The sequence below is a fragment of the Acinetobacter sp. 3657 genome (assembly GCF_031456775.1).
Taxonomy (GTDB): Bacteria; Pseudomonadota; Gammaproteobacteria; order Pseudomonadales; family Moraxellaceae; genus Acinetobacter.
The window spans coordinates 25,366-42,228 of sequence record NZ_JAVDVH010000010.1 but is presented as its reverse complement, the minus strand read 5'-3'; the positions used below and the strand labels follow the sequence as shown (position 1 = coordinate 42,228).

Sequence of the window (16,863 nt, the reverse complement as noted above, 5' to 3'; positions counted from 1 at the left end):
AGCCTTATCAATTTCCAATTTTCATGTGTATTTGGTTAATCACACTATCCCACATATCATCCACCTGCTTTTTAATTTGATTTGCAGCAGAAATAACTTTCTCAGATTTAACCTTTTTGTAATCCTTGTCACTATATTTAGATACTAAACCTTCTAATGCACCAAGATCCTTCATGTCCGAAATAAGCCCTTCACTATTACAGAAGTCATTGAATAATTCTGGGTACTTATGTGACCATCCTACACCAATACAAAGAACACCTTGCGATAATGCACTAACCAAAGCATGGAATCGTGATCCAACTACAAATTCAGATTCACCTAGAACCCATTTCAGAACTCTAGGATCCTGATCTTGTATAATAGTTACATTTTGATACTTCTCACCCAACTGACTCACCACTTCTCGATCTTGGTAACCATCATGTACGACAAATACAGGGGTTATGTTTCGAGCCTTTATTATATCTACAGCATGCCTTAGAAAAGCCAAATAGTCCTCGGCATTATCCATCTTATCTAGCATTCTGGCATTAGGAACTATGGCAACAAATTTCTCAGGTAGCTCGATCGATTTCTTTTCTATAGATTTTATATTTACTGTAAAATCTGGGCTCTGCTGTAAATTTGACAAATCTGAAATAACTTTTGAAGCATGCATATGTGATTGCGTATCTCTCGCAAATACTAAACTTGCACGATCAAATACCAGTTTCGAATATTCCTTAACAGCACTATTATTAAAAGGTCCTAATGCCTGCGGTAATAAAATTAAAGATTGTTTTTTACGATGGGGATTATTTAACTTATCACTCAATCTTTTTGCATGCTCAACCCCCCATTGATCTGAAAAAGCAAAACCTGATGCATCCAAAACAACATCAACCTCTCTAGGATGAATAATATTGCCTGTTAGTACAGCAATCAAGAGAGAATAAAGTGGTCTCTTTCTTTTAATTTCCAATGCTAAAGTTGTTGTAAACCCATAACGTTTGATATCATTTTGAAGACCAAATGTAGAAGGTACCGCAATTTTAGCATTTGGATATACTGACCAAATCTTCTCCGAAATAGCAATTGCCATTAGCTCAGCACCACGATTATGTACACCAGTACCATGGATTTCAACGATTGGTGATCTATTAGACTTCATTAAGCTTATCCCTCAAAATTATATTTAACTAATTGTGAAATCGATTTTTTTGCAGAATTTGCAACCATCCCTTCAGGATCCGCATAACCAAATGCGATTAACATAATTGGTCTCTCATCATAATCCAGCTTCAAGAAGTTCATCATTTTTTGTTCTAATTCGGGAACTTCTGGCCAGTTAATACAGCACGAACTAATACCCTGAACTTCTAATGCATTAATAAAAGACATTATTGCCAATGATCCATCAATATAAATAACATGACGATCACGCTCATCAAAATAGTTCCTCAACTTTCCAAGAACTACTGCCACATGAGGTACTTGATGCCCGAATCCAGCAGTCCCCATAGGTAATTTAATAATTTCTGAAACCAGTTGTTGATCGTCAAAAACTCTAAATTCGTATGGTTGTCGATTACACGCAGTTGGAGAGTATGCAGCCAGCATTATTGCTTTATTGATGATTTCTCTATCAACTCTGTCTTGTAGGAACCACCGTACAGATCGTCGATATTCTGCTAATTTCATTAATTCTTCATAATCAATATTTGGTTTTTCTGACTCCAAACGAAGATATGGTATTTTTTTTCTTTCACACTCATTTATATCTTTTATCTGTTTAGAAACATTTTGAACAATTATTCGTAGGTGATCAATATTGGCTTCTTTAGGAGTAATCGACATATATTCTATCAATACATCTCTAGCCCAAATTAATTCATCCAACCCCACATTTGAGCTTAATGCACGCTCATAAGCATATACGGTATCTGCTATGTAGTTTAATCCAAATGGAGTTCTACGTGGACGCATTAAAAGACCCTTTTCAAGTCTATGAATATTTCTTCGCAATAAGCCTGTATTTGCTGATGGTTTTACTAAGCCATTGTTAAAATCGACTTTACCTGCCAATACAGCTCTATGTTCCCAAGAAAATTTATTTCTAAATAAATAATAGAAATTAGACAAGAAAAAGCTTTTAAGCGCAAATTTAGTAAAGTTATGATCTAACTTTTTTAAATTTAATTTAATAAATGCTTTAATTACCCTAAGTTTACTCATCACGCTCTAATCACTCTTAATAATTTTCTAAAATCTCTTAATGTTTTTAAACCATCCGGCATAATAATTACCACCACGATGAAAATAATAAAATATATCAGTGCCGAGATAATTAAATTCAAAATTGGAAATGAGAGATTTATAAATAGATTTATGACATATGACCCTAAAGCAGCACTAAGTGACGCGACAATAGGTAATTTAAGTGGTGTAAAGAAATCTCGAGGTTTTAATGGCGTATTTTTGAAAAAATACCATAAAGATGGATACAAAATCGCATAGTTTACAATCGCATAGGCTGTCGCAACACCCTCTGCTCCCCATTGAACACCTACCACAAAACCTAAACTCACAAAAATCGCATTAAATGCACCCCATAAGATATAACGCTTGGAATGCCCCAAGCTTAATAAAACCAATCCCCTCAAACTAGCCACGGCTTGTATAAAACCTGTTATTCCAAGCAGAGTAAAAATAGGAACAACGCCTTCCCAGCCTTTACCTAATGTAACTTCAACAACCTCTTGAGCATTTACAACCAAAAAGGCCATTAAAGGCATCGAAAGAAAGGCTAAAAGTGTTGCAATCTTTTCGTAATACTTCTTAAATTCAATAGGATCATCTTGAAGTCGGCTTAACACAGGAAATGCAATGGCATTAATTGGTTGACGTAAACTCGCGATAGGCAACATCATCATTTGATATGCTCGGCTATACAAGCCCACAGCGACAGCACCCCAAAATTTACCAATTAACACACTATCCAAATTTCGATGGAAGTAATTCAGCATCTCAAACAAAGTAACATTCGCACCAAAATGAATAAGTTGACGCACGCCCTGAGCAGCTTTAGGTTTACTTGGTGTAAATGCTGAACCCTTAAAATAAAGTAATGTAGTCGCTAATGCACCAATCACGGTGCCCCATGCCAATGACCAAAACCCATATCCCAGCATTGCAAGCACAATTGATACAATTAAAGTAAATACCGCACCCACAATATCAGCAATAACTTTGGGCTTTAAATTCAAGTCTCTTTGTAGTAAAGCTGAATGTTGAGCACCAACACTAGCAATAAAAAATGTCATTGCCAATAACATAATGACGGGCTTTAATTCTTCACGTGCATAGAATCCAGCAATTAAGGGGGCTAAAAGTACGGTTAATATCGTGAGTAACAATCCAACAGCTGTATTTAGCCAAAATAACATGTTGATTTGATCATAAGTCAAATCCTTTTTCTGAATAACGGCTGTTGACAAGCCCATATCCCGAAAAATCCCCATAAAAGCCGTAATCGCCATAACCATAGCAATAAGACCAAAATCAGATGGCAATAACAAACGGGATAAAATAACGAGCGATAAAATTTGAATAACAATCGTAACTAGCTTCGATGAGATGGTTAATGCACCACCCTTTACCGCCTTTTTCTTTAAATCACTAGAAGACTCAGCTGTCACGATATTGAGTCCGCACAAAAAATACCATGTGTATAGCTATCCAACATATATAATAGCCCTCCCACCAAACGATTCGATGTTTGTACTTCAGTACAAACATCAAAATCCGATGTAAATTCAGGCAAGGTGGATTCATAAATCATTATTTGCACACCATATATTTTTGATGAACATCAAAACCAACTACTAGAGCGTTGTTCCCAAACACAAGGACCAGCGGCAACCCAATATAGCCTAAACCAATAATTGCTTTTTTTAATGTAGCAAATGTGAGCATATGAAGCCTTACTCTCTTACAATTTTTCGCCGTCGTATATAAACCTTATATAAACAGCCATAAATATTTGCGCGTACTATATCAGAATATTTATTGCTGCCACATTGCAATTGTATGAATGTGTTAACAAGCCGTGCACTGGTTCACATTCTAGTCGGCAGCCTACTTATGTGGATTTCTTTTTAGAAATACTAAACATACAAAGCCAAGACATTTATCTATGCTTTTTTACTCCTTTTCAGCTAGAATTGGACAAATTCTGGGCCTCAAGACGAATCGTTTTGGCAACTGATATTAATTAGATATAAATAATCAAGGGTCGTGTGTGAAGTACTATCAGCTTTTTTCTATTCTTACCATTAGTATCGCTGCTACAAGTTGTGCTGTTACCTCTGGTTTGCAAACGCATGACATTCCAACAGAAGGGGTCTATACCACTGATCTTGGGACAACCGTGAATGTCATCAAAATTGATCAGGAAAACTTAGTTGCGGTACAACCAGCGCAAATCGATTATCAACAGGACTACAAAGCTTTATTTCAAAAACAGCCAACAGGCTATCGTTTAAGTTCAGGCGATGTGCTCTCGATCCAGCTTTGGGCCTATCCAGAAATCACCCCTCCAACCACCACTATTTCCAATGAACAAGCGGTTCAGGCTTTAGGCTACCCAATTGATGCGAGCGGTTATATTCAACTCCCTTTAGTTGGTCGCTATAAAGCCGCTGGAAAAAGCTTGGCTCAACTCAATACCGAGCTACGCGGCCAGTTTGCGCGTTATGTAAAAACACCTGATGTTATCGTTCGCGTCTTGTCGTATCAAGGACAACGCTATTCAGTACAAGGTAGTGTACTTAGAGGTGGGCAATTCTATTTAAATGACCAACCAACCAGTATTTATACAGCACTCGGTATGGCAGGTGGTATCAATGATAAGGGTGCAAATACTTATATCCAGTTGATTCGCAATGGTCGGACCCACGATCTCAATACCATCGAGCTTGAAAAGGCTGGCTATTCACTACACAAACTTTTGATTCAACCCAATGACACCATTTATGTCAGTACCAAAGAAAACCAAAAAATATATGTCATGGGCGAATCTGGTAAAAACCAAGCCTTGCCAATGCGTGATCAAGGCATGACCCTTAGTGATGCATTAGGTGAAAGTTTAGGCATCAACCCAAACTCTGCCAGCGCCAGTCGTATTTATGTACTTAGAAGTAATCCAAATGACCGTAGTACCGCGCTCTATCATATGAACCTGATGAGTCTGGGTGACTTTGGCTTGGCCAATCAGTTTAAGTTGCATAGCAATGATATTGTTTATGTCGATGCAACGGGTTTAACGCGTTGGCAGCGTGTCATCAATCAAGTCATTCCGTTCTCCAATGCCTTATATAATATTGATCGTTTGGGGAACTGATGCAGATTAAAAACATTTTGGTGATTTGTGTGGGAAATATCTGCCGCAGCCCGATGGCAGAGTATTTACTGAAGCAAGCCTACCCCCAACTCGATATTGAATCTGCTGGTATTGCTGGACTGACTGGACATCCAGCCGATGAAAAGGCTCAACATTGTATGCATGCACTCAATATTGATATGAGTGCGCATATCGCCAAAAAACTCACCGCTGAGCATCTTAAAAAAGCAGATTTGGTGCTAGTGATGAGCCAAAATCAGCAAAAGCATATTGAGCAGACCTGGCCCTTTGCTAAAGGTAAAGTCTTCCGTCTCGGACATTGGCAAAACAAAAATGTGTCAGATCCGTATCAACACGACCAAGCTTTTTTTGATAGTACGTGCCAGCTGATTCAGCAGTGTGTGACTGATTGGAAAAATTATATTTAACTTTTAGATTTAAGATTATGAGCCAAAATACCAATACTGAAGATACAATTGACCTAAAAGAACTGTTCTTTTCTTTGCTCGCGCAATGGAAGCTTATCGCGTTATGTATCATTTTGAGTCTTGTATGTGCATTATTGTATCTGCGTACAACACCAGACACCTATGCTGTAGATGCTTTAGTTCAAGTTGAAGACAGCAAAGGGGCCTCTGCGGCACTGTTGGGTGATCTTTCTAAAATGATCGATCAAAAATCTCCAGCTCAGTCCGAAATCGAAATCTTGAAATCGCGATTGGTTTTAGGCTCAGTGATTCAAGCGCTTCATCTTGATCTCAGTATTTCTAGCCCAGATGACAACTTTATTCAGCGTTTACTAGGCAAACCGAGCTATGCCACGGAGTACACTCCAAAAGCTGTTATTTTCCGAGATAGTCAAAAAACTTTTGATATTCGTCAATTTGAAGTACCTCAAGATTTTTTGGATAAAACATTAAGCCTAGGCTTTAAAGCAGATCAATTTCAATTAATTGATACGAGAACTGATGAAATCTTGCTGGCGGCACCTCTAAATAAGCTTAATCAGTTGTCAAATCAATATGGTACATGGAATGTTAGTATTTTCTCCAAGGATCAACTAGACACTGATTATTTAATTACTAAACAATCTTTACCGACTGCGGTCAAAGCCATCAGTGCAAATTATTCTGTCGCAGAGAGAGGAAAGTTAACCGGGATATTAGGTTTAAATTATCAAGGTCAAGATAAGCAGCACATCACCAAAGTACTCAATGCTATCTTATCTGCTTATAGTGCACAAAATGTGGCACGCAAATCAGCCGAAACTGCACAAACGCTTAAATTTCTTGATGAACAGCTCCCAGAGTTAAAACAACAACTTGATGTAGCTGAAAGAGAGTTCAATAAATTCCGTCAACAATACAATACCGTTGACGTCACCAAAGAGTCAGAATTATACCTCACTCAAAGTATTACCTTAGAAACCAAAAAAATTGAGTTACAGCAGCAACAGGCAGATATTGCTGCAAAATATACTGCTGAACATCCTGCAATGCGTGAGATTAATGCTCAAATTGCATCATTAAATAAAATGATTGGTGAACTCAATAGCACCTTAAAACAATTGCCTGATCTACAAAGACGATATCTACAATTGTATCGTGAGGTGGAGGTTAAAACTCAGCTATACACTGCACTGCTAAATTCATATCAACAGCTTAGAATCGCAAATGCTGGGGAAATCGGAAATGTTCGTATTGTCGATACTGCAGTTGAACCTGTTCAACCAATCAAACCGAAAAAGTTGCTTATTCTAATTCTTGCTGTTTTCGTAGGTGGTTTCCTTGGTACTTTAATCGCCTTATTCCGCAATATGTTACGCACAGGAATTAAGGACTCTAGCCAAATCGAGCGCGATCTTGATCTACCTGTCTATGCAACTGTACCCCGCTCACCAGTGCAAGAAACGCGCATGAGTATTCTAAAGAAGAAGAAGAGTATTCCTATTCTTGCGGTTAAAAACAGTGATGATATTGCGATTGAAAGCTTACGCAGTATTCGTACCGCGATCCATTTTGCACTGAGTAATGCAAAAAATAATATCATTATGATCGCAGGTCCATCGCCAGAAGTCGGTAAATCATTTATTTCCACCAACCTTGCAACCATCTTTGCGCAAAGCAATAAAAAGGTTTTATTGATTGATGCGGATCTACGTCGTGGTTATTTGCATAAGTATTTTAATTTAGACGTAAAACCTGGCTTATCTGAGGTGCTGAGTAGCCAAGCTGAGCTAGGTCAAGTGATTCATGAAACTGAAGTCGCTGGTTTAAGTATGATTACGCGAGGGAAAAACCCAACAAATCCTTCTGAGATTTTAGGTTCTGAACAGTTTAAAGTTTTACTCGAAAAACTTAGTTCCGAATATGACCATATCATTATTGATACGCCGCCTATTTTGGCAGTAACTGATGGGATTATCATTTCGCAATATGTTGGCGTCAATTTGTTGGTTGCTCGTTATGCTAAATCACAAATGAAAGAGCTTGAACTGAGCTTAAATCGCTTTGAGCAAGCTGGCGTTAAAGTGAATGGCTTTATTCTGAATGATATTCAACGTGCAAGTGCTGGATATGGCTATGGATATAACTATGCGTATGCTTACAAAGCACAGAAAGATGATTAATTAAGCTGCAAACATGAGCAAAAAAGCCAGATCGTATGATCTGGCTTTTTTATACTTATTTTGAAAATATAATAAAACCGAATAAACATAAACCCTATAAAAAATACACGCATTTTTCAGATCAGTTATTCAATGCTGAAGCGTAGACATGCTAAGATCAGTGCCATATTTTTTACTAAAATCTCACCTTTGGACATCTCATGAGTAAAGCTTTACCTGTTATTGTCGCAGCCGTTTTAGGCGGAGCAGCCCTTATACCGATTTATTATGCAACTCAACACCCTACCACTGAACTTGGCACAAAAGCAGACAAAAATGCAGGGCCAGGCGCAAAAATCAGTTATGCCTTAGGTTATGAAGTTGCCAAGCAAACACCGCCTGAACTAGAAACAGCGGCTTTCATCACAGGCTTCCGTGATGGTCATGCAGAAAAACCTGCGGCCTACACCGAGGAAGAACTACAAGCTGCTTATGTAGAATTCCAAAAAGAATTACAGCAAAAACAAATCGAAGCAACTCAGCAAGCAGAAGCGACAGGTAACTCCTTCTTAGCTGAAAATGCGAAAAAAGATGGCGTGAAAACCACAGCCTCAGGGTTGCAATATAAAATTATTACGGCAGGAACAGGTAAACAACCAACGGCTGCGTCTGTGGTCAAAGTTCATTATAAAGGTCAATTGACCGATGGCACTGTGTTTGATAGTTCATATGATCGTGGTGAACCAATCGAGTTCCCGCTCAATCAAGTCATTCCTGGCTGGACCGAAGGCTTACAATTAATGAAAGAAGGCGGTAAGGCAACACTTTATATTCCTGGCAACTTAGGTTACGGCGAACAAGGTGTACCAGGGTCTATTCCACCGAATAGTACATTGGTTTTTGATGTCGAACTCATCGCAGTAAAATAACAGATATAGGGAGAGCATGTGCTCTCCCTTATTTTTGCAAAAGCACTTTGGAAGAAATAATGAAAAAATTAAGTCTTATTTTAATGACATCCGTGATGGGTACTGCTTATGCAGCACCGATTACTTTAAAAAGCCCACAACAAGAGCAGTTGGGTTATAGTTACGGTTATTTGATGGGTAAAGGCAATGCCAATACCTTGAAAGATTTGGATATTAATGCATTCGTGCAAGGCTTGAAAGAAGCGACACAGGGAAAAGCAGCATCTTTGACTGATGAAGACATGGCAAATGTGCTTAATCAATATAAAAAACGTATAGAAGCAAAGCAACTGGTTGAATTTCAAGAGATCGCTCAAAAGAATGATCAAACAGGAAAAGCCTTTCTCGCTGAAAATGCGAAAAAGGCCAATATCGTGACCAGAAAATCTGGCTTACAGTATCAAGTGCTTCAAGCTGGAAAAGGTAAATCACCGAGAGCTAGCTCTACGGTTAAAGTCAATTATGAAGGGCGTTTACTTGATGGGACCGTGTTTGATAGTTCGATCGCACGCAACCATCCTGTCGAGTTTCAATTGAATCAAGTAATCGCAGGTTGGACTGAAGGCGTTCAAACCATGAAGGTCGGTGGTAAAAGCCGTTTCTTTATCCCAGCCAATCTCGCCTATGGTGAGGTGGGTGCTGGTGATGGAATTGGTCCAAATAGCACCCTGATTTTTGATATTGAATTACTGGAAATAAAATAATTTAAAATCCCCCTTTGAGCTGCGACAACAGCAGTTCAAAGGAGGCAACGTTCAAATTCAATGCTTTAAATGTCTCGGTCTAAAGCCTGTGAGCAATAATCCGACAACATAAGCCACCACACCAAGCACACATAAACCCGTGACTTCAGCAACACGTAGCCATTGGGAAATATCACTTTGATACCACGTTAGACCATACCATAACGCGATAATCATAATCAGATTGGCCACCGCAAACTGGAATGCCAGTTTTTTCCAATGCGCGCCAAATCGATAGATATTGCGTTTGTGCAAATAGAAATAAAGCAGACCTGCATTGACCAAAGCTGAACCTGAAGAAGCCATCGCCAGCGCCATATGCTCTGCTTGCCAACCATTGAACTTAAAGATACCAATAAATATCACGTTTAAAATCGCATTGGTTGCCACGGCGATTAACCCGACCCGTACTGGTGTTTTGGTGTCTTGCTGGGCATAAAACCCCGGGGCAAACACCTTAATCAACATAAACGAGATCACACCAGCACTCATACACTGCAAGGCCAAAGCAGTCATTTGTGTATCTTCTAACGTGAATTCACCACGTTGAAAAAGCGCTTGAATAATCGGTGTGGACAGCATAAATAAAGCAATACTGGCTGGAATTCCTACCAACATGATGATCTTAGCCGCCCAATCCAACATCCCTCGAAACTTACTTTGATCTTGTTCAGCATGGCGTGCTGAAAGTGATGGCAGGATCACCGTTCCGATCGCAACCCCAATCAATCCCAGTGGCAGTTCAGTCATACGCTCTGCACTATATAGCCAAGACACTGAACCATCCTGCATAAAGGATGCCCAGATCGTATTTAGCAATAAGTTAATTTGCGTAACAGATACACCAAATAAAGCAGGTAACATTAACTTTAAAATACGATTCACACCTTCGTGTTTAAAGTCAACTTTCGGTGGAATCAGTAAATTTTTCTTCCAGAGTTCAGGAATTTGGATGGCAAGCTGCAAAACACCAGCCACTACCACCGCCCATCCGAGCGCCATGATCGGCTCTGCCATATAGGGGGTTAACCACCACGCACCTGCAATCATGGCAATATTCAGTAATACTGGAGCAAATGCAGGTGAAGCAAATGAACCATAACTATTTAGAATACTGCTAGCAAAAGCCGTCAGTGACATAAACATCAGATAAGGAATGGTTAGACGAAACAGGTCAACAGCAAGGTTAAACTTCTCAGTATCACTATGGAAACCGGGCGCATAGATATAAATAATCACAGGTGCAGCAACCATCGCCACAAAGGTGAGCAATGTCATTGCAGTCAGCAAACAACCAAAAACACGACTAATTAGAATTTGAACTTCAGCATGGGTACGACTGGTTTTATATTCCGTCAGAACAGGAATAAAGGCTTGAGAAAACGCCCCTTCAGCAAACAAGCGCCGAAAAAAGTTGGGAATACGAAAGGCAACCACAAAGGTGTCAAAATCTTTGCCCGCCCCAAATACATTCAACAGCACGATATCACGTACCAATCCCAGAACTCGGGATAACATCGTCATTGCACTGACAATTACTGTCGATCGCCACAATGCCATCGCACTCACCTACGGCTTATATTTCAAAAGCGTTATTGTAATGAAAGTAAAAACAGATTTCGTTGTGAAATCATAAATTCGATCATGTTTTTTTTAGATCAAGAGTTCGTGGATAATAAACGACGGAACAACGACCAATCAAAGTGTGAACCGGGATCTGTTTTACGTTTAGGCGCGATATCAGAATGACCTGCAAGATGATTTTGGATTTTAGGATAAGCTTGGCGCAGTAGGTTCACCACTTCGACCAGTGCATGATACTGTTCTGGTTCAAACGGCAAGTCATCACTACCCTCTAGCTCAATGCCAATCGAATAATCATTGCATTCTGGTTGGGCTAAATAGCTAGAACGTCCCGCATGCCAAGAGCGATCATTAAAATTGACAAATTGAATCACTTCGCCAGTGCGTAAAATCAGCAGATGCGCTGAAACCTGCATACCTTCGATGCTTTGAAAATAAGGATGTACCGACCAATCCAGCTGATTCTGAAAGAATTGTTGAATATAGCCCCCACCGAATTGAGATGGCGGCAAGCTAATATTATGAATGACAATCAGTTGAATATCCGTCTCAGCAGGACGCGCATTAAAATTAGGTGACGCAATCTGCGTTGCACCTTGTAATATTCCATCTCGAACTTGAGCAAATCTAGACTGCGGCATTGTCACTCGAATCAGCAATTTAATCTTAATATTTCCCATTCTGACATGCTTTATCACGAATAATCGAGATCAAATACTTATTTTTTATGTGGACGGTGCTAATATAACGCACACGTTTTTTGGTTAATAATCTACTGGAAATAGTATGAGCATCCCACAGTCTTTGCTTGAACAATCTATTCAAATCAATATTCAACAAGCATTACAAGAAGATATTGGGGACGGCGACATTACCGCCATGCTTTCACCTGCGGATGAACAAGCCACAGCCACCATTATCACGCGTGAAGATATGGTCTTGGCAGGCCAACCTTGGGTCAATGCCCTCATTCAGGCTTTTGACAGCTCGGTACAAATCACATGGTTAAAACAAGAAGGTGATGTGGTTGCTGCCAATGAAGCCTTTTTAAAACTTGCAGGTTCAGCGCGTAGCTTACTCACAGTAGAACGCCCTGCTTTAAACTTTGTACAAACCCTTTCTGCTGTGGCGACCAAAACAGCCAGCTACGTGAAACAGCTCGATGGTCTACACACCAAATTGCTTGATACCCGTAAAACACTTCCGGGCTTACGTATCGCGCAGAAATATGCCGTTGCCGTGGGTGGTGGTCAAAATCATCGTCTTGGTTTATTTGATGCTTTTTTGATTAAAGAAAATCACATTATGGCGGCTGGTGGTATTGTTCAAGCGATTGCTCAAGCGCATCAGATTGCGCCTGGGAAACCCGTCGAAGTTGAAGTTGAAACGTGGGATGAACTTAATCAAGCACTGGAAGCAGGTGCTGATATTGTGATGTTGGATAATTTCAGCCAACAACAAATGATTGATGCCGTGAAGCATGTTGCGGGGCGTTGTAAATTAGAAGCTTCTGGCAATATCACCATTGAAAATTTGCGTGAAGTTGCCAGCACAGGTGTGGATTACATTTCGATGGGTGTTTTAACCAAAGATGTTCGCGCTGTGGATTTATCTATGCGTTTTAATGCTTAAACCTGTTGGTCTTTTTGCTGCTGAGTCGATTGCGGCGAATCCAGTGCTTGAGATTCGGTCTCTTGCCATGCTGATTTCGCTTCAGTCGATTGGCTAGATCGTGGGTCAATCGCCATTAAAATAAAAGTGACAGCGGTGAGAAATATTAAAAAAACTTGTAACATCATTATCTCTTTTCTTGCAGTGTCCTCAATATAGCAAAGCAAAATGGGGCAAATTCGCATGCTCTGTTACAGTATGCAAAGGCTCAGTGGGATTATGTTTAAGATATGAGTCATCTCCACTTTCGTTTTTACACTCGCAAGCATATAATCTAAACAACTAAATTTATTAAAATAAAAAATGAATTAAACGATATGGATAGTATTTTTGAAACCGTATTTCACATCATTTTTAAAATTGTCCGATTTATCTTTATCGACATCATCATCAGGGCTTTTGTTGAACTTATTGTTGAGGGATTATTCCGTACTACGGGGTATTTTATTGTTCATTTTTATCGTCATCACAAGCGCATAAGTTTTGATAGCGATGAAGTGTGTATAGTTGGCTTCCTCGCTTGGCTATTTATTATTTTACTTTGTGTTTACTGGTTCTTTTTTGGTTAGCTGTTCAACATAAGCAGCCTAGCATCCGCTTAGACTGCTTATTTCAAACAAATATAAAGCCCTTATGATTCAATAAAGCCCATATATGGATCAGAAATGGAATCTTCGTTGGTTTCAATGCGCCCAGCAAAACGACGACGATAACTTGGTTCGTTTTGAATGCTAACGGTGAAATCATACCATCCACCAAATTCGGACATATCCCAACTGAGTTCTTTTTCATTCGCCGCAGTTTCGATTTGCCATGTTTTATTGGGTAAATAAGCATTGGCTGTCACAACCAACTGCGCTGTTTGGGCTGCATCATTTCGCACTTTCAAGAAAAGCTTGGAATCGCACTCCCCCATACACACGCGAATTTCTGGAAGTGCTTCTAACTGCGTGGCTTGTATCAAGTTCCCAGCAAAACTGCGATGGAAACCATTCGGTCCCAACACCCATAGGTCATATTGATGATCTTTAGTCTGCCAGACATCATCAAGTTGCTTCCCTGCTTCCACCATGTAACGGCGTGGGATCGCGTCTAAATTCAATTTGTCATAAACATGGAATACTGCGGCTTGTGCTCCTGTATTGGAGAACATTAATTTAACAGTTTTCATAACCACATCGACTTTGGCACTGCTATGCAAAATATACGGCAATGCACGTGATGGTCGTATTCCCATGTCTTGAACAGGATAGGTTTGGCTTAAAGGACGACTGACCTGTGCCAAGCGTTCCTGAGCTTTACGAATCGCATCAACCTCTGTTTTTGTTTTCTTACCAGCTAAATCAGGCAAAGGTAAAAGATTTGGCGTTTTAAAGTTAAATGCTGAGCTTAAGTCCCCACACACCGCACGACGATACGGACTAATATTAGGTTCTTGTACATCAAAACATTGTTCCAAGAAACGAATCACCGAAGAATGATCAAATACTTGAGAATTGACCCAGCCACCACGACTCCATGGGGAAATGATGTACATCGGTACTCGAACACCAGGGCCGTAGACACCCACGCCATTACTCACTTTTGGATCAGTAAAGTTTGGCTGTCCTGCTGAAGCTTTGGCATGCGTGGCATACTCATAGGACATCTGCTCTGGGCTTAAAGTGGATTTGCCATGTACTGTACCTGAAGCATCCATTGAGGGTGCGCTTGGTGAAGGTAGATGATCAAAGAAACCATCATTTTCATCAAAATTGATGATGAAAACCGTCTGACTCCATACGTCTGGATGCTCGGTTAACGCATTTAAAACTTCTTGGATATACCAAGCACCCTGAACTGGGCTAGACGGTCCCGGATGCTCACTATAAGTTGCTGGTGCAATTAACCAACTTACTTGGGGTAACTGCCCATTGGCAATATCTTGTTTAAATGAACCCAAAAAACCACCATCTGGCATGGTATTGGCGATCCCTTTATACAAAGGCTGAGTGGCGTCAATAGCCGGATCATAGGCTGGGCAAATGGTAATATTATTCACAGGTTTACCTGATAACACATTGGCACGACGGTATTGTTTAAAACCAGCCAAGGGATTGTCGGTAAAATTATCAGGCATGTTTTGATAGACCTTCCACGTTACACCCGCCTGTTGTAAGCGTTCAGGATAGGTGGTCCAGTCATAGCCAACGGTGGATGGCCCGATTGAGTCCAAATCATTGACTACACTGGCAACGTTGGCGCCTGTTGGGCCATTGGTTCCTGTCCAGATAAACATACGGTTTGAGTTGGTTCCTGTATGCATGGCACAGTGATATGCATCACACAGGGTAAAAGCATTGGCTAATGCAAATTGAAATTCAACCTCTTGTTGCTTGTAATAGCCCATTGACTGTGGCTGCTTATATTGCACCCAATTGCCCATCCGTCCATGATCCCAAGCATACTGACCATCTGTCCATGAATGTGGTGTGCCACTCACCCGCTGTGCATTGCCACGGCTACTATCCAAATGATAGGGATAAACTTTATTTTTATTGGCATCATATTGTTCCCACACTGTACGACCTTGGCTTAAAGGAATGGTAAAACGATCACCAAAGCCACGTACCCCTTTTAACGTCCCAAAGTAATTGTCAAAAGAACGATTTTCTTGGGTCAAGATCACCACATGTTTAACGTCTTTAATGGTTCCTGTCTCGACCTTAGCATCAATTGCGAGGGCTTTTTGAATACTCATTGGAAAACTGGTAAGTGCAGCGGTACCAAATAATGCTTTGGTTGAATTTAATAAAAAGTCACGACGGTTCATTGATTATTTCCTTATTGTTATTATTTAGGGTGCACAGTGAATAGTACAGTCTGAAGTCGGCGGTTTTGGATTTGGCGTGGTATTGTTGTTATCGCCATTATCATTTTCATTACAAGCACTTAATAAGAAAATACTACTGGTGAGTAAAGCTAAGAAGGTATTTCGCATTTTACTATCCGTTAAAATATTCGTGCAGATAGTCAATACAATATAAATGACAATTCGATGATCATTTGATAGCAATTCAATGACAGAAAAATAGGCAAAAAAAAGGCGGTCTAAAATTTCCAGACCGCCCGCACTATCAACTGGAGCTTACCAACCGAGTGCTTGCTGTTGCTTCAGAATCAATTCCGCGATTCCTTTTTCAGCAATCTCTAACATGGCATTGCACTGTTGGCGAGTGAACGGTTTATCTTCTGCCGTTCCTTGAATCTCAATAAATTCGCCCGCCTGTGTCATCACCACATTTAAATCGGTTTGGCAATTTGAATCTTCTTCGTAGCACAAGTCGAGGTGAACTTCGTCTTGATACATCCCCACAGAGATGGCTGCCACTAAACCTTTTAACGGGTCATGTTTAATCTTTTTATTACTTAACAACACATTCATGGCATCAACCAATGCCACGGCTGCTCCTGTAATCGCTGCGGTACGCGTACCACCATCCGCTTGGATCACATCGCAGTCGATGTTAATGGTATTTTCACCAAGTTTTTTAAGGTCAACCATCGCTCTGAGGCTACGACCAATCAGACGTTGGATTTCCTGAGTACGGCCCGACTGTTTCCCACGCGCTGCTTCACGATCACTACGGGTATGGGTTGAACGCGGTAACATGCCGTATTCAGCCGTGACCCAACCCTGTCCTTTCCCTTTTAAAAAGCGTGGAACCGAATTGTCGATACTTGCAGTACACAATACTTTGGTATGGCCAAACTCAACCAGAACTGAACCTTCTGCGTAACGGGTATAATTACGGGTAATTTTTACCTCACGTAATTGGTCTAATGCTCTTTGGTCAATACGCATAATGATTCCTTAAAACGATGGCACAAATATAATTGCCCCATAGTATATCTCAATTACACGCA

The 16,863-nt window shown here is 40.1% G+C and carries 15 protein-coding genes; 6 read left to right on the top strand and 9 right to left on the bottom strand.

The window, feature by feature from the left end; translation table 11 throughout:
* Positions 1-7: 7 nt before the first annotated feature.
* The 3 genes from J2Y37_RS11630 to J2Y37_RS11620 are packed head-to-tail and all read right to left on the bottom strand — an operon-like array spanning position 8 to position 3,680.
* The gene (locus J2Y37_RS11630) at positions 8-1,153 is read right to left on the bottom strand and encodes a polysaccharide pyruvyl transferase family protein (RefSeq protein WP_349032910.1); all 1,146 of its coding nucleotides are present in this window, start codon (positions 1,151-1,153) and stop codon (positions 8-10) included.
* A 5-nt stretch (positions 1,154-1,158) separates the two neighbouring features.
* The gene (locus J2Y37_RS11625; protein WP_349032970.1) at positions 1,159-2,217 is read right to left on the bottom strand and encodes a nitroreductase family protein; all 1,059 of its coding nucleotides are present in this window, start codon (positions 2,215-2,217) and stop codon (positions 1,159-1,161) included.
* On the bottom strand, positions 2,217-3,680 hold the full coding sequence (locus J2Y37_RS11620; RefSeq protein WP_349032909.1) for an MOP flippase family protein: 1,464 nt from the start codon (positions 3,678-3,680) through the stop codon (positions 2,217-2,219). Before J2Y37_RS11620 ends, J2Y37_RS11625 begins: the two co-directional genes overlap by 1 nt.
* A 602-nt stretch (positions 3,681-4,282) precedes the next feature.
* On the opposite strand from J2Y37_RS11620, the gene J2Y37_RS11615 reads away from it, so the two are divergent.
* From J2Y37_RS11615 to J2Y37_RS11595, 5 genes are all read left to right on the top strand, one after another.
* Complete coding sequence (locus tag J2Y37_RS11615) at positions 4,283-5,383, top strand: polysaccharide biosynthesis/export family protein (protein ID WP_349032908.1); 1,101 nt, start codon at positions 4,283-4,285, stop codon at positions 5,381-5,383.
* A complete protein-coding gene (locus J2Y37_RS11610; protein ID WP_349032907.1) occupies positions 5,383-5,811 on the top strand; it encodes a low molecular weight protein-tyrosine-phosphatase in 429 nt (142 codons plus the stop codon). Before J2Y37_RS11615 ends, J2Y37_RS11610 begins: the two co-directional genes overlap by 1 nt.
* Positions 5,812-5,828: 17 nt before the next feature.
* Positions 5,829-8,012, top strand: coding sequence for a polysaccharide biosynthesis tyrosine autokinase (locus J2Y37_RS11605; RefSeq protein ID WP_349032906.1), 2,184 nt, complete (start codon positions 5,829-5,831; stop codon positions 8,010-8,012).
* Positions 8,013-8,212: 200 nt separating this feature from the next.
* A complete protein-coding gene (locus J2Y37_RS11600) occupies positions 8,213-8,920 on the top strand; it encodes an FKBP-type peptidyl-prolyl cis-trans isomerase (protein ID WP_349032905.1) in 708 nt (235 codons plus the stop codon).
* A gap of 59 nt (positions 8,921-8,979) precedes the next feature.
* A complete protein-coding gene (locus tag J2Y37_RS11595; protein WP_349032904.1) occupies positions 8,980-9,663 on the top strand; it encodes an FKBP-type peptidyl-prolyl cis-trans isomerase in 684 nt (227 codons plus the stop codon).
* A gap of 57 nt (positions 9,664-9,720) precedes the next feature.
* Here J2Y37_RS11595 and murJ read toward each other — a convergent pair whose 3' ends face one another.
* Both murJ and ampD read right to left on the bottom strand, forming a co-directional pair.
* Entirely contained in the window at positions 9,721-11,262 is a 1,542-nt protein-coding gene (gene murJ, locus J2Y37_RS11590) for a murein biosynthesis integral membrane protein MurJ (protein WP_005194458.1), read from the bottom strand.
* A gap of 98 nt (positions 11,263-11,360) precedes the next feature.
* Positions 11,361-11,927, bottom strand: a complete 567-nt coding sequence (gene ampD, locus J2Y37_RS11585) for a 1,6-anhydro-N-acetylmuramyl-L-alanine amidase AmpD (RefSeq protein WP_349032969.1) — start codon at positions 11,925-11,927, stop codon at positions 11,361-11,363.
* Between the two features lie 145 nt (positions 11,928-12,072).
* Between ampD and nadC the strand changes: the two genes are divergently transcribed.
* The gene (gene nadC / locus J2Y37_RS11580; protein ID WP_349032903.1) at positions 12,073-12,918 is read left to right on the top strand and encodes a carboxylating nicotinate-nucleotide diphosphorylase; all 846 of its coding nucleotides are present in this window, start codon (positions 12,073-12,075) and stop codon (positions 12,916-12,918) included.
* On the opposite strand, the gene J2Y37_RS11575 is transcribed toward nadC, so the two are convergent.
* The 4 genes from J2Y37_RS11575 to rph form a co-directional block, all read right to left on the bottom strand.
* A complete protein-coding gene (locus tag J2Y37_RS11575; RefSeq protein WP_155757132.1) occupies positions 12,915-13,085 on the bottom strand; it encodes a hypothetical protein in 171 nt (56 codons plus the stop codon). The genes nadC and J2Y37_RS11575 overlap by 4 nt on opposite strands.
* 503 nt (positions 13,086-13,588) lie before the next feature.
* On the bottom strand, positions 13,589-15,769 hold the full coding sequence (locus tag J2Y37_RS11570; protein WP_349032902.1) for a phospholipase C, phosphocholine-specific: 2,181 nt from the start codon (positions 15,767-15,769) through the stop codon (positions 13,589-13,591).
* 24 nt (positions 15,770-15,793) lie between these two features.
* Positions 15,794-15,937 carry a hypothetical protein gene (locus tag J2Y37_RS11565; RefSeq protein ID WP_004667931.1) on the bottom strand — a complete coding sequence of 48 codons (144 nt, stop codon included), beginning with the start codon at positions 15,935-15,937 and terminating at the stop codon, positions 15,794-15,796.
* Between the two features lie 147 nt (positions 15,938-16,084).
* The gene (gene rph, locus J2Y37_RS11560; protein ID WP_004667930.1) at positions 16,085-16,801 is read right to left on the bottom strand and encodes a ribonuclease PH; all 717 of its coding nucleotides are present in this window, start codon (positions 16,799-16,801) and stop codon (positions 16,085-16,087) included.
* Positions 16,802-16,863: the final 62 nt, after the last annotated feature.

What these genes read in the sequence shown, in the direction of transcription:
- J2Y37_RS11630 (WP_349032910.1), bottom strand. Translation starts at nt 1,153, where the DNA reads ATGAAGTCTAATAGATCACCAATCGTTGAAATCCATGGTACTGGTGTA.
- J2Y37_RS11625 (WP_349032970.1), bottom strand. Translation starts at nt 2,217, where the DNA reads ATGAGTAAACTTAGGGTAATTAAAGCATTTATTAAATTAAATTTAAAA.
- J2Y37_RS11610 (WP_349032907.1), top strand. Translation starts at nt 5,383, where the DNA reads ATGCAGATTAAAAACATTTTGGTGATTTGTGTGGGAAATATCTGCCGC.
- J2Y37_RS11605 (WP_349032906.1), top strand. Translation starts at nt 5,829, where the DNA reads ATGAGCCAAAATACCAATACTGAAGATACAATTGACCTAAAAGAACTG.
- J2Y37_RS11600 (WP_349032905.1), top strand. Translation starts at nt 8,213, where the DNA reads ATGAGTAAAGCTTTACCTGTTATTGTCGCAGCCGTTTTAGGCGGAGCA.
- J2Y37_RS11595 (WP_349032904.1), top strand. Translation starts at nt 8,980, where the DNA reads ATGAAAAAATTAAGTCTTATTTTAATGACATCCGTGATGGGTACTGCT.
- murJ (WP_005194458.1), bottom strand. Translation starts at nt 11,262, where the DNA reads ATGGCATTGTGGCGATCGACAGTAATTGTCAGTGCAATGACGATGTTA.
- ampD (WP_349032969.1), bottom strand. Translation starts at nt 11,927, where the DNA reads ATGCCGCAGTCTAGATTTGCTCAAGTTCGAGATGGAATATTACAAGGT.
- nadC (WP_349032903.1), top strand. Translation starts at nt 12,073, where the DNA reads ATGAGCATCCCACAGTCTTTGCTTGAACAATCTATTCAAATCAATATT.
- J2Y37_RS11575 (WP_155757132.1), bottom strand. Translation starts at nt 13,085, where the DNA reads ATGATGTTACAAGTTTTTTTAATATTTCTCACCGCTGTCACTTTTATT.
- J2Y37_RS11570 (WP_349032902.1), bottom strand. Translation starts at nt 15,769, where the DNA reads ATGAACCGTCGTGACTTTTTATTAAATTCAACCAAAGCATTATTTGGT.
- J2Y37_RS11565 (WP_004667931.1), bottom strand. Translation starts at nt 15,937, where the DNA reads ATGCGAAATACCTTCTTAGCTTTACTCACCAGTAGTATTTTCTTATTA.
- rph (WP_004667930.1), bottom strand. Translation starts at nt 16,801, where the DNA reads ATGCGTATTGACCAAAGAGCATTAGACCAATTACGTGAGGTAAAAATT.